The following is a 13,029-nucleotide window of genomic DNA, read 5'->3' as shown; positions in this document are numbered from 1 at the left end:
GTTAGCACATCGGCAGCCGACGTCAGTGCGTTTCGATCCACGCCGCTACGTCACATGAGCCGATTTCGCGGCTGCCCAGCACAAAGTGTGCGTCCTCTGGAGCGGGCACCTGCCAGGCCTTTTCACCGTAGTTGAAGGCGAAGCGCACGTTGCCGAGACGACGCAAACGGCCGCCCTCCGGCAGATCGACGACCTCGATGCCGGCGTCGCGCACGCTGCTTTCAAGCAACGCCCGCTGCAACGCCGGGTCGAAACAGGCCGTCGTCATGCGGACCCGTCCGGACTGCACGAGCGCCGGCCAGCCATCATCGAACGAGGCAAGCACGTCTACGCCAGGACCGGCTTCTACATGGTCGCGCCAGCTTCTGCCTTGTCCTTGCACGTTGTCGAAGCTTGCTGCTGGCCGCAGAGTCGGACGTAGCGATTCGCTTTGCGCCACCCGCACGTCCAGAACGGCCTGTAACGGGCCAGGCGGCAACGTTGCAGGGATTGTGTAGTCCGCGGTCTTCGAACCCGTGCGCGGGCCGAATAGCCAGTGGCTGTGGCCGGCCTGGATCTGCGCGATCAGCACATCCGGCACCACCGGTAGCGAGGGAGCGACGATCAGCCGGTATCCGCTTAGATCGGCGGTGGCGGGCAACATGTCCACGTCGACGCCCATCTCGCGCAGACACGAGTACCACTCGAACACCAGTCGCTGGTAATCGAAATCGGCCCCGTGACGCTGGATCTGCACGATCCAGTCTGCCGGGTAGTCGAACAGCAAAGCCACAGGGGCTTGCTTCGCTTCGGCAGTCGCCGCTGCGCCTGAAGCCACGGCTGCCCGGTCGAACGCCGCCAGCTCACGTCCCACACGGGCAATTTCGTGGCCACCGGTAGTCAGCTTGTCGTCCGGTGCGTTGATGCCCGAATGCATCTGCTCCTGCGCAAAGGGCGCCTGGCGCCAGCGGAAGTACGACACCAGTTCGGCGCCGTGCGCGAACGCCTCCCAGGTCCAGAGACGCGCCATGCCCGCTTTCGGCACAGGGTTATACGGCGCCCAGTTGACTGGACCGACCTGCTGCTCCATCACCCACATGCGCCCGTTGCCCACGCCACGGTACAGATCGTGGTTGAAAGCGGGTATGTCGGGATGACCGGTGCGAGCCCAGCGGTGCTTCTCGGCGTCGTCGAACCACAGTACTTCCGTGCGCGGCAGCGGATAACTGTCCCACGCGGCGACATCGAGACCGCTTTCGGCAAACTCGTAGTGATCGAAGCTCGTGAAAAAGCCCATGAAGTTATGCAGCAGATCGCGTCCCGGCGCATGCTCGCGAATCAGTTTGCCCTGCAAGCCATGGAAGCTCGCCACCTCGCTCGACATGAAACGCCTGAAGTCGAGCCAGTGGCTCGGATTCGCATCGGTGGGCGTGAGGTTCGGCAAACCGATTTCATTGAAGCTGCGGTACTCCATGCTCCAGAACACATTGCCCCATGCCGTGTTCAACCGCGCCACTTCGCCGTAGCGCGCCGCGAGCCATTTGCCGAAGCGCACGCGGGCCGCTTCCGTATAAGTCGGCGAGGTGTCGTGGCAAGCCAGTTCGTTATCCGTCTGCCAGGCGATCACCGCGGGATGCTTGCCGTAACGCTGCACCATCTGCTCGACGATGCGTGCGCAGTGCTCGCGATACACCTCGCTCGAGATATCGTAGTGACGTCGCGAGCCGAACTTCAGGGTGACGCCATCCTTGTTGACCGGCAGAATCTCCGGATGCAGCTCCACCAGCCACCTGGGCGGCGTCGCCGTGGGCGTGCCAAGAACGACTTTCAGGCCGTGTTTTGCCAGTGTTTCGATCGCGGTATCCAGCCACGCCCATTCGTAGCGGCCCGGTTCGGGCTCCATCCTGCTCCATGCAAATTCGGCGATCCGGACACGGCTGATGCCCAGTTCCGCCATCCGGCGCGCATCGCTTTCCCATTGATGCTGCGGCCATTGCTCGGGGTAATAGCAAACTCCTAAATGCATGGTGCTCTCGCTAGACGTAGTGAGGTTTGGGTTCTGAGTGATGACGAGTCGCAAGGAGGTGGCAAGCGATCGAAGCTCGCTCGCAAAGCTATCCCTTGGTGGCGCCGAACGTGAGACCGGTCACGAAATGCTTCTGCATGGCAAAGAACATCACGACCGATGGCAATGCGGCCAGCACAGAACCGGCGGAAACCAGATCCCATGACGTCGTCCACTGGCCTCTTAGGGCGGCGACGCCTACGGTGATCGGCGCCGCGTCATCGCCTTGCGTCAGGCACAGCGCCCAGAAATAGTCGTTCCACACAAACGTGAAGACGAGAATGCCGAGCGCCGCGAGTGCGGGACGTATCAGCGGCAGCACGATGCGCAAGTAGATCGACCACTCGCTCGCGCCTTCGACGCGAGCTGCTTCGATGAGCTCGTACGGTAGCGCGCGAATGAAGTTGCGCAGGAACAGCGTGCAGAATCCCGTCTGAAACGCGGTGTGAAACAGTACCAGTCCCAACACCGTGTTGTAGAGGCCGAAATCCAGCGTCAACTGCCGCACGGGGATCATCAGAATCTGCACCGGCACGAAATTGCCCGCCACAAAAATCGCCAGCACAACCAGGTTTCCGCGAAAGCGGTAATTCGCGAGCGCGTGCCCTGCCATCGATGCCAGGAAGATCGACACCAGCACCGAGGGCACGGTGATCAGCACGCTGTTCAGGAAGTAATGCAGCATCGGCGTTTGCGTGAGCGCCGTGCCGTAGTTTTCGACCAATGCGAAATGCTCGGGCCAACCCCAGTAATTGCCCGCGGAGAGTTCGTCACTGGAGCGCACCGACGTCACCAGCACAGCGAGCAAGGGCAACAGCCACAGCAGCAACGCAACAGGCAAAGAGATTTTGTAGAGCAGACGGCTACCGGGCCGCCAGCGGGAAACGGGCATCGGATACATGTCGATTCCTCAGGTTTCGCTGCGCACGAGCCGCCGCAACTGCCAAACGATAAAGATCAGCATGATCACGAACAGCACCACTGCAATCGCAGCGGAATACCCTTCGCGGTAATACTTGATCGCCTGGTCGTACATGAAATAGGCCAGCACAGTCGAGCTGTCGAACGGACCGCCTCCGCTCATCACCGAAATCAGGTCGAAGCTGCGTAGCGCGCCGATCACGGTCAGCACGAACGCCATGAAAGTGGCGGGCCGAAGTTGCGGCAAGATCACATGCCAGAGCAGCGCGAAGCCCTGCGCACCTTCCATGCGGGCCGCTTCGATGATTTCGCTGTTGATGCCGGTGAGCCCGGTCAGATAGAGAATCATGCAGAACGGAATCTGCGGCCAGAGCGCGGCGAAAATGATCCCGTAGGTCACATAACGCGGATCGCCAAGCACCGGTATGCCGTGTCCTACGATCAGCTTCAGCAAGCCGAAGGTCGGATCGTAGAACCATCCGAACACCAGCCCGACCACCACGCCCGGCAGCACGAACGGTGCAAAGAAAAGCGACTTGATGAGCCGGATGCCGCGCACGCTCTGATTCAGATACAGCGCGAACACGAGACCAAACGGCGGCGCAAGCAAAAACAGCACGAGCCAGATGACGTTGTTCTTCAGCGCTGTGTAGAACGTATCGGAGTGGAACAGCTCGCGGTAATTGTCGAGTCCGACGAACGCCCTTGCCGTCATGCCGTCCCAGTTATAGAAGCTCAGCAAGATGCTGCTGATCACCGGGTAAATCACATACAGCGCGAACAGCAGGCCGCCCGGCAGCAGAAACAGCAACGCGGTGCGATTGCGCCGGCGGCTGAGCGGCGCAGGTGCTCGTTGGCGCTGGCGTGCGCGGCCGATTGAGGCCGCTTTGTCTGACATAGTGGTCGACACGTTCAGGTTCCTCGTACGGATGCGGGTTTGTCTGAGCTGCGGCGCAATGCATTGGCCACCGCAACCCAGACACTCCACAGCTTACTTCTTATAGATCCGTTGGCGGAACTGTTCGAGGTGGTTCAGGACCGCGTCGATCTGGCTCGGGTCGCTGTAGAACTGCTGCATCCCTTTCATGCCTTCGTCGGCCATTTCCTTGGTCATGTCACGATCGTAGAACTGCGCGACACCGCCTGGCGTGCTCGACAGAATCTGGAAACCGATCTTCGAAATCGGGTCTTGGGGTTCCGGCGCCTGGTTGTTAGACGGTAACTGGCCCCAGCCCTTCGCCAGTTCGCCGTTGATCTGCGGCTGCGCCATGAAGGCGAGCAGGCGGTGCGCGTCCTTCTTGTTGCTGGCCTTCGCCGGGATCATCAGGATGTTGACCGGACCGTCCTCAGCCATCGGCACGGATGCGTCGATCACAGGGAAGCGGAAGTAGCCCATCTTGTCGCGCGTCGCTTCGGGCAGGCCGGCAGAGAAGAACGTGCCCATCAACATCATGGCGGCCTGACCGTTGACGAGCAGCGGGCTGACCGAATCCACGTCGTACGAAAGCGCGTTGTCGACGAAGTACTTGTCGTCGATCAGCGTCTTCCATGTTGCGTAGACCTTGCGCACGCGCGCGTCGGTGTAGGGGATTTCACCCGCCATCAGTTGCTCGTGAAATGCGTAGCCGTTGATGCGCAGGTCAAGGTAGTCGAACCATGCTGCAAGTGTCCACGAGTCTTTGGCCGGCACGGCGATCGGTGCAATGCCCGCGTCCTTCAGCTTCTTGCAGTCGGCGAGGAACTCATCCCATGTCTTCGGTTCGCCGGCAATGCCAGCCTTCTGGAACAGGTCCTTGCGATAGAAGAAACCATACGAGTCGTAGCCGAGCGGCGCGGCATACTGCTTGCCCGCGTACGTTGAAGGCGGCTTGACCGCGGCGTAGGTCTGATTCCAGCCGTCTTTCTGCCAGTCGGCGGTCAGGTCGTCGAGCAGACCGCGCTTGGCGAAATAGGCCATGCGCTCGCCGTTGTGCCAGCTCAGCACATCGGGCGGATCGGTTGCGAGCCAGCCGGACATCTGCACCTTGTAGGCCTCCTCGCCTACGTAGGTCACTTTCAGGTCGACATCGGGATTGGCCTTCTTGAACTGATCGAAAGCGTCTTGCCACACCGCACGCTGATTGCCGCGCGCCGATACCGTCACCCGCAACGTCGCGGCTTCCACGTAGGTCGCGGTCGCCATCGCAAGACACGCGATGCCGGCCAGTAAAACCTTCCCAGCTCTGAATTTCATGCTCGTCTCCAATATTCAATTTATGGTGGCAGCTGCCTCGCGTCAGCCGCCGGGTCACAGCAAACCGACTAGTGAAGCGAAAGGTGACGTGCTACAGCTACTGCATCGCCGCTTTCGTCATTTTCTTCGTTGACGTTCTTGAAATGGTTCGTGAAACACTCACAAAATTTAAGCGCTTAAATTTTCCGACGGAAAAACTGCCGCTTGAATTAACATGTGTTCCTTCTGTGGCTAATCGTGAAAGTAGCCGAGCTATTCCCGACACGCAACCCTTACCAAAACGTCTCAATATATGGGTGAAACACTAGAAACGGAGCCAATTGCCGCCGGCCAACACTCGTTAACCCTGGACGCGGTGTACCCGACATGGTGACGCTCGCCGAAGTCGCGCAGCGCGCGCAGGTCACGGCGGCCACGGTATCGAACGTGTTACGCAATCCTCAGAAAGTGAAGCCGACCACCGTCGAACGTGTCATGGCGGCCGTGCGCGAACTCGGTTACCGCCCCAACCTCACGGCGCGCGCTTTGGCCGAGGGACGCACGTCCACGCTGGCGTTGATGCTGTCGAATATCTCGAACCCGTTTTATCCGGAGTTCGTGCTGGAAGCTGAAACCGCGGCGCGCCGGCGTGGCTATTTTTTGCTGGTGTGCAACACGGATGACAACCCTGCCATCGCACGCGCGTACCTCGACAAGATCGCCGGCACGCTCGCTGCCGGCGTCATAGTGATGAACACCGATGTCAGCGCTGGCGAACTCGCTGAGATCGCCCAGCGTGGCTCGCCGCTCGTGCTGTGCATGTGGGAAAACGTTCAGGCAAGTCGTACGCTGCCTTGCGTCACTGTCGATCACATCCATGCCGGCGGCCTCGCTGCTGCACATCTTTACGAACTTGGTCATCGGAAGATCGGCGCGCTGCTGGGGGAAGGTTCCGGCGGCCCGCAATCGACGCGGCTTCATGGGTTTGTCGACGCGTTGGCTGCGCGAGGCGTCGCCGCCGATGCGGTGCAGGTTCGTTCGTGCAAGGACTCGATCGAGGCCGGCTACGAAGCTGCCCGTGCACTGCTAGGTGAGCAGCCCAAACTAACTGCGTTGTTTGCGACCAACGACCTGATGGCGATCGGTGCGATCCAGGCGGCGACGGACATCGGCAAACGCGTGCCTCAAGATCTGTCTGTGATCGGACTGACCAACATCCACCTTGCGCATCAGTTCCGGCCTGCGCTCACCACGGTGGGATTTCCGACCGCTGCGATTGCATCGATTGCGGTCGCGTTGACGATCGATCGTATCGAAGGTGTCAAAGCCAAACGCGATGCATACAAGGTGCCGCTCTCGGAACTGGTGATTCGCGAGACGACCGCGCCGGCGCCTAAGGCTTCGCGTCGGAGGTGACCGAATGCAAAACGGCCCCTATTGCAGGGGCCGTTCTATCTGTACAACGTGCGGTGTGTGCTTAGCGCGACATCATGTTCATGCTGACGTTATGCATGATCCACAACGAACCGACAATCAGAATGACGGCGGTCAGCACCGTAAAACCAAACGCCATCACGTTCCAGCGCTGTGACGACGAAGTGTTCATATGCAGGAAGAACACCAGGTGCACGATGATCTGCACGAACGCCAGTCCGGCGATTGCCAGCACTGCGCTATGGCCGGTCAACGAACCGGTCATGATGATGCCGAACGCCGCAGCGGTCAGCAGGACGGACAGGATGAAGCCGGCCGTATAGCTGCCGAAACTGCCATGGCTTTCACCCGAGTGAGCGGTATGGGCGTGGTCCATTTAAATCACACTCGTAAGGTAGACAAAGGTAAAGACACCGATCCAGACGATGTCCAGGAAGTGCCAGAAGAGGCTCAGGCACGTCAGGCGCGTCAGTTCGCGCTCGGTCAGTTCAGGACTGCGGATCACCTGCACGCTCAGGACGATCATCCACAGCAGGCCACAGGTCACGTGCAAACCGTGCGTGCCGACCAGCGTGAAGAACGACGACCAGAACGCGCTACGGTCCGGACCTGCGCCCATCGCGATCAGGTGCGAGAACTCGCGCAGTTCAAGCACGAGGAACGATGCACCGAGCAGGAACGTCACCGCGAGCCAGCCGAGCAGCACACCCTTCTTGCCCTGGTGTGCGCCGATCATCGCGAAGCCGTAGGTAATCGAGCTCAGCAGCAGCGCGGCCGTTTCCAGTGCAACGCCGGGAATTTCAAACAGATCCTTGCCACTCGGGCCACCGGCAAACTGGTGGCTCATCACCGCAAACACGGCGAACAGCGAGGCAAAGATGATGCAGTCGGTCATCAGATACAGCCAGAAACCGAACACCGATTGCGATGGCACGTGGTCCGCGTCGTGGACCTCGTGCGCCAGATGAGTCTTCGTCAACATTAATCCACCTCTGCCAGTTCGAGCGCTTCGCCAGCGCCACTACGACGTTCTTCGATCGCCTGAACCGTGCTGGCAGGGATGTAGTAGCCGTTGTCATTACTGAAGCTGCGACCGATCACCGTGCCGATCGCGCCCACCAGGCCAATGATCGCCAGCCACCAGATGTGCCAGATTGCGGCGAAGCCGAGCACCAGGCTGAACGCGGCAATGAAGAAACCTGCGCTCGTGTTCGACGGCATGTGAATGTCGCGGTACACCGGCTTGGTCTTGTCGGTCTTCGCGCGTTGCTTCATGTCGGTGAACGCATCCAGCTCATGCACCGTCGGCACGATAGCGAAGTTGTAGACCGGCGGCGGCGACGTGGTCGACCATTCCAGCGTACGGCCATCCCACGGATCGCCGGAAACGTCGCGGTTCTGCGGCAGGTTGCGGTCGCGAATGCTGACGAAGATCTGCAGCAGTTGCAGGCCGATACCGATTGCGATCAGCACAGCACCCACTTCGGCCAGCAGCAGCCACGGATGCCATTGCGGGTTGTCGTAGTGATTCAGACGGCGCGTCATGCCCATGAAGCCCAGCACGTACAGCGGCAGGAAAGCGATCCAGAAACCGATTTGCCAGAACCAGAACGAGGCCTTGCCGAGCTTCTGGTTCAGCTTGAAGCCGAATGCCTTCGGGAACCAGTAGTTGAAGCCAGCCAGATAACCGAACAGCACGCCGCCGATGATCACGTTGTGGAAGTGAGCGATCAGGAACAGGCTGTTGTGCAGCACGAAGTCCGCGCCCGGAATCGCCATCATCACGCCGGTCATACCGCCGATCGTGAAGGTGACCATAAAGCCGAGCGTCCACAATACGGGCGTCGAGAACTCGAGGCGGCCCTTGTAGATCGTGAACAGCCAGTTGAAAACCTTCACGCCGGTCGGAATCGCAATGATCATGGTCGCGATGCCGAAGAAGGCATTCACGTCCGCGCCCGAACCCATCGTAAAGAAGTGGTGCAGCCACACGAGGAACGACAGCACCATGATCGCGCAGGTCGCGTAGACCATGGTCTTGTAGCCGAACAGCGGCTTCTTCGCGTACGTCGCAATGACTTCGGAGAAGATACCGAACGCGGGCAGGATCAGGATGTAGACCTCCGGATGGCCCCACGCCCAGATCAGGTTCAGATACAGCATGGCGTTGCCGCCGCCTTCATTCGTGAAGAAGTGCATGCCGAGGTAACGGTCGAGGCCGAGCAGCGCCAGGGTAACCGTCAGAATCGGGAACGCAGCCATGATCAGCACGTTCGTGCACAGCGCGGTCCACGTGAACACCGGCATCTTCATGAACGTCATGCCCGGCGCGCGCATCTTGACGATCGTGACGAAGAAGTTGATACCCGTGAGCAAGGTGCCGATACCCGAGAGCTGCAAGCTCCAGATGTAATAGTCGACGCCGACGCCTGGGCTGAATTGCAGTTCCGACAGCGGCGGATATGCCAGCCAGCCCGTCTGAGCAAATTCACCGATCACGAGCGAGATGTTGATCAGGATGGCGCTGACTGCCGTCATCCAGAACGACAGCGAGTTCAGGAACGGGTACGCCACATCGCGTGCGCCGATCTGCAGCGGCACGATCAGGTTCATCAGACCCACCATGAACACCATCGCCATGAAGAAAATCATGATGACGCCGTGCGCGGAGAAGATCTGGTCGTAGTGATGCGGCGGCAGATAGCCAGGGTTGTGATACGCGATCGCCAGTTGCGTGCGCATCATGATTGCGTCGGCGAAGCCGCGCAGCAGCATGATCATCGCCACGACGATGTACATCACGCCGAGTTTCTTGTGGTCGACCGACGTGAGCCACTCGGTCCACAGGTAGCGCCACTTGCCGAAATATGTCACGGCGCCGAGCACCGTAACCGCGCCGATGCCCATCAGGGCCGCGGCGAACATGATGATCGGCTCGTGGTACGGAATCGAGTCGAGGGTTAATTTACCGAACATGCGTTACCCCTTGGCCTTGCAGTTGCTATCGTCTTTCATATCCATGACGTTGCCGTTGTTATAGCGGGCAATGATGTTGTGAAAGAGCTTTGGATCGACCGACGAGAAGTAGGTGACCGGCGCTTTCTCGCCCGGCTGCGACACGACGTTGTAGCGGTTCATGTCGAGGCGGTCCGACGATGCGCGCACCTTGGCAACCCACGCGTTGAATTCTTCCGGGGACGAGGCGATCGCGCGGAACTTCATGTCCGAGAAGCCCTTGCCGCTGAAGTTCGCCGACTCGCCGGCGTAGTCGCCTGGCTCATCCGCGATCAGATGCAGCTTCGTCTGCATGCCTGCCATTGCGTAGATCTGGCCGCCGAGTTGCGGGATGAAGAACGAGTTCATCACCGAGTCCGACGTGATATTGAAGTTGACCGGCGTGCCCACGGGAAGCGCGAGCTGGTTGACCGACGCGATGCCCAGATCGGGGTAGATGAACAGCCACTTCCAGTCGAGTGCGACTACTTCGACGTTGATCGGCTTCACGCTCGATTCAAGCGGACGGTACGGATCGAGCTCGTGCGTGCTCTTCCACGTCAGTACGCCGAGGAACAGGATGATCAGCGTCGGAATCGTCCAGATCGCGATCTCGATGCCCGTGGAATGCGACCAGGTGGGTCGGTATTCGGCGCTCTTGTTCGACGCGCGATAGCGCCAGGCGAACAGCAGCGTCATGGCAATGACCGGAATCACGACGATGAGCATGGCCCATGTCGACGTCGCGATCAGGTTACGCTCCGCGATTCCCACACTGCCCTTGGAATTCAGCAGATCGAGATTGCTACAGCCCGAGAGCAGCGCAACCAGGCCAATGGCGACTGTGCTCATCGCCCCCCGTAGAGTTTTTTCTTTCATATCGATTGCCTGCTCTTTACGACTGTGACGAACAACATCCGACCGCTCTCCATTAGTAAGCGGTCGCATAGTAAAGCCGTGCTATCTCGTTATAAACAGCGATTTTTGCAACGATCTGTTGCGAGCGTGAAGTGTGTGACACGTTGCCGCACAATCCTGCGCACATGATCGGCGCTTGCCGTACATCAAGAGATAAAACAACTGCTTCAGCTATGGACCGCGAGCAAGTAACGACCGCACATCTGCGCGATCGCACGCGCTTCAGGTAGCGCGTCGTATCGTGTTAGCGGCACGACGCAGCTACACAATCAATGCACTCAACCCGGCGCGTGTGTTGCGTTTACCGCAGCGCGTGCTTGCAAATGCTCTGCGTTCTCGACAGCAGCGGACTCGACCGGTTGTGCCGGACGACTGGTCTGCGCGAGCAGGCTGGTCGACGTCGGGTTGATTGCATCCGTGAACGGCTTCGGATAGATGCCGATCGCGAGTACCAGTACCGCCATTGCGCCGAGCAGGACGAACTCGCGCTTGCCGAGGTCGGTCAGCTTCGCGACGCGTGCATTGGCGATCGCGCCGAAGATCACGCGCTTGTACATCCACAGCGTGTAGGCGGCGCTCAGGATCACCGTCAGCGCAGCAATTGCGCCGATCCAGAAGTTGAAGCCGATCGCGCCCATCAACACCATGAACTCGCCGACGAAACCTGCCGTGCCCGGCAAGCCGACGTTGGCCATCGAGAACAGCATCACGAAGACAGCGAACTTCGGCATGGTGTTGGCGACGCCACCGTAGGCGTCGATCGAGCCGCTTTGCGTGCGGTCGTACAACATGCCCGTGCACAGCAGCATGGCGCCGGACACGACGCCGTACGAGATCATTTGCATGATCGCGCCTTCCTGGCCGAGCGGATTGAAGATGAACAGACCCAGCGTGACGAGACCCATGTGGGCGATCGACGAGTAAGCGAGCAGTTTGCGGATATCGGTTTGCACGAGCGCGAGCAGGCTCGAGTAGATCACGGCGACCAGCGACAGCGTGATCATTGCCGGCGCGAAGAAGTGGCTGGCTTGCGGGGTGATCGGCAACGCGAAGCGCAGCAGACCGTAGCCGCCGATCTTCAGCATGCCGAGCATCACGGCGGCGCCGGTTGGGCCGTCGAGGTGGACGTCAGGCAGCCAGGTGTGCACCGGCCACATGGGCACCTTCACCGAGAAGGCGGCGAGGAAGCCGAGGAAAATCAGCGCTTGCGGCACGAAGTCCAGATGCGCGTTGCGCCAGACTTCGAGGTCGAAGCTGTGGGTCTGCGCGAACAGATAGAGCATCGAGATCAGCATCATCAGCGAGCCGATCAGCGAGAAGAAGAAGAACTTGACCGCGGCGTACGAGCGGTTCTTGTTGCCCCACGTACCGATCAGCAGGTACAGCGGAATCAGCGTCGCTTCAAAGAAGATGAAGAACAGCATGCCGTCCAGCGAACTGAACACGCCCTGCATGAAGCCCGACAACATGAGGAACGAGCCGAAGTATTGCGCGCTGCGCACCGTGATGGATTGCCAGCCCGCCACCACGATCACGACCGTCGTCAGTGCAGTCAATACGATCAGCCACAACGAGATCCCGTCTACGCCCAGGTGCCACGCAATGTCGAACGACGGCAGCCACTTCACGTTCTCCACGAACTGCATTGACGGCAACCCGTTCGTGAAACCAGCAACCAGCGGGATCGCAGGCACGAGGCCGGCAAGTGCACCGATGAGCGCGAGCCAACGAGCCCGGCCAGGCGAACCCGAACCCACTCGCAGAACGATGATGCCCGCCACAATGGGGACCCAGATCAGAAGGCTTAGAAGCGGTGCGGATTGCATTTATTCTTTAAAGACTGAAGCAGGAAAACGTCCGGATCAAAACCGTCAAACTGAAAGCATTGAAATTTATATTACATTTCGACTTCATTTGACGGGTACAACGCTTGATTCGGGGGCCAGGTCAACGTGTCCAAATGACGCATAGGCATCAAGGGTTAACGAGCATAACCTGAAATTAAGATTTTTGCAGCGCCGCAAACAGGTGTTAAGTAATTAGTGCAGTAGTCGGTAGACTCTATTGTGGACTTCGGTGTTGCGTGCTTAACACTAAATGTGCGTTTGCACAAATTTTGGACGTGTTCCGTGGAAGAGCGTCCTGTTTTGGTGCACGGCGGAAGCGGTTTGAATGGTTTGGTAAGGCTGGGAGCTGGCGCGGCGGAAGGCTAGTTATTCATTACAAACAGAAAGAAATCTGTTTTCGATATTCGGAAAGCTTACAGAAACGTTTATCAGCTTATTCGTCAATCCTGGTTCTTTGTTGATGCGTTTGCACGGATGCTTTCGGAACCCAGATGGTGAACGTTGCTATTGATGGCGTCTCCGTAAACGCAGAAACCCCACCTTTGCGGGGTGGGGTTTCTGATGCTGCTAGGGAGCCTGACGATTACCTACTTTCACACGGGTAATCCGCACTATCATCGGCGTGGAGTCGTTTCACGGTCCTGTTCGGGATGGGAAGG

Annotated in this window: 10 protein-coding genes and 1 rRNA gene; 1 reads left to right on the top strand and 10 read right to left on the bottom strand. The window is 59.3% G+C overall.

Features of this window, described 5'->3' with window-relative positions:
- Positions 1 to 22: 22 nt before the first annotated feature.
- From P3T17_RS37095 to P3T17_RS37080, 4 genes are all read right to left on the bottom strand, one after another.
- Positions 23 to 2,005, bottom strand: a complete 1,983-nt coding sequence (locus tag P3T17_RS37095; protein WP_429411905.1) for a beta-galactosidase — start codon at positions 2,003 to 2,005, stop codon at positions 23 to 25.
- A gap of 88 nt (positions 2,006 to 2,093) precedes the next feature.
- The gene (locus P3T17_RS37090; protein WP_429411902.1) at positions 2,094 to 2,945 is read right to left on the bottom strand and encodes a carbohydrate ABC transporter permease; all 852 of its coding nucleotides are present in this window, start codon (positions 2,943 to 2,945) and stop codon (positions 2,094 to 2,096) included.
- A 9-nt stretch (positions 2,946 to 2,954) separates the two neighbouring features.
- Positions 2,955 to 3,863: a carbohydrate ABC transporter permease gene (locus tag P3T17_RS37085; RefSeq protein WP_074266418.1), complete on the bottom strand. Its 909-nt coding sequence runs from the start codon at positions 3,861 to 3,863 to the stop codon at positions 2,955 to 2,957.
- A 93-nt stretch (positions 3,864 to 3,956) separates the two neighbouring features.
- A complete protein-coding gene (locus tag P3T17_RS37080) occupies positions 3,957 to 5,198 on the bottom strand; it encodes an ABC transporter substrate-binding protein (protein ID WP_074266419.1) in 1,242 nt (413 codons plus the stop codon).
- Between the two features lie 366 nt (positions 5,199 to 5,564).
- Here P3T17_RS37080 and P3T17_RS37075 point away from each other — a divergent pair, with 366 nt between their 5' ends.
- Entirely contained in the window at positions 5,565 to 6,593 is a 1,029-nt protein-coding gene (locus tag P3T17_RS37075) for a LacI family DNA-binding transcriptional regulator (RefSeq protein ID WP_074266420.1), read from the top strand.
- Positions 6,594 to 6,654: 61 nt separating this feature from the next.
- Here the strand turns inward: P3T17_RS37075 and cyoD are convergent, their stop codons facing one another.
- The 6 genes from cyoD to rrf form a co-directional block, all read right to left on the bottom strand.
- Entirely contained in the window at positions 6,655 to 6,987 is a 333-nt protein-coding gene (cyoD, locus tag P3T17_RS37070; protein ID WP_074266421.1) for a cytochrome o ubiquinol oxidase subunit IV, read from the bottom strand.
- Positions 6,988 to 7,593: a cytochrome o ubiquinol oxidase subunit III gene (cyoC, locus tag P3T17_RS37065; protein WP_074266422.1), complete on the bottom strand. Its 606-nt coding sequence runs from the start codon at positions 7,591 to 7,593 to the stop codon at positions 6,988 to 6,990.
- Positions 7,593 to 9,587, bottom strand: coding sequence for a cytochrome o ubiquinol oxidase subunit I (cyoB, locus tag P3T17_RS37060; protein WP_429411900.1), 1,995 nt, complete (start codon positions 9,585 to 9,587; stop codon positions 7,593 to 7,595). The genes cyoC and cyoB overlap by 1 nt, the downstream gene beginning before the upstream one ends.
- A 3-nt stretch (positions 9,588 to 9,590) precedes the next feature.
- Positions 9,591 to 10,484: a ubiquinol oxidase subunit II gene (gene cyoA / locus P3T17_RS37055; RefSeq protein ID WP_074266424.1), complete on the bottom strand. Its 894-nt coding sequence runs from the start codon at positions 10,482 to 10,484 to the stop codon at positions 9,591 to 9,593.
- Between the two features lie 317 nt (positions 10,485 to 10,801).
- Positions 10,802 to 12,349: a complex I subunit 4 family protein gene (locus tag P3T17_RS37050; RefSeq protein WP_429411898.1), complete on the bottom strand. Its 1,548-nt coding sequence runs from the start codon at positions 12,347 to 12,349 to the stop codon at positions 10,802 to 10,804.
- 595 nt (positions 12,350 to 12,944) lie between these two features.
- Positions 12,945 to 13,029 (bottom strand): 5S ribosomal RNA (rrf, locus tag P3T17_RS37045); the annotation flags it as partial.

The sequence above is a fragment of the Paraburkholderia sp. GAS82 genome, assembly GCF_050436285.1.
GTDB classification, from domain to species: Bacteria; Pseudomonadota; Gammaproteobacteria; order Burkholderiales; family Burkholderiaceae; genus Paraburkholderia; species Paraburkholderia phenazinium_B.
Note: the sequence above shows the minus strand (reverse complement) of the source record. Positions and strands in the feature narration are given on the sequence as shown.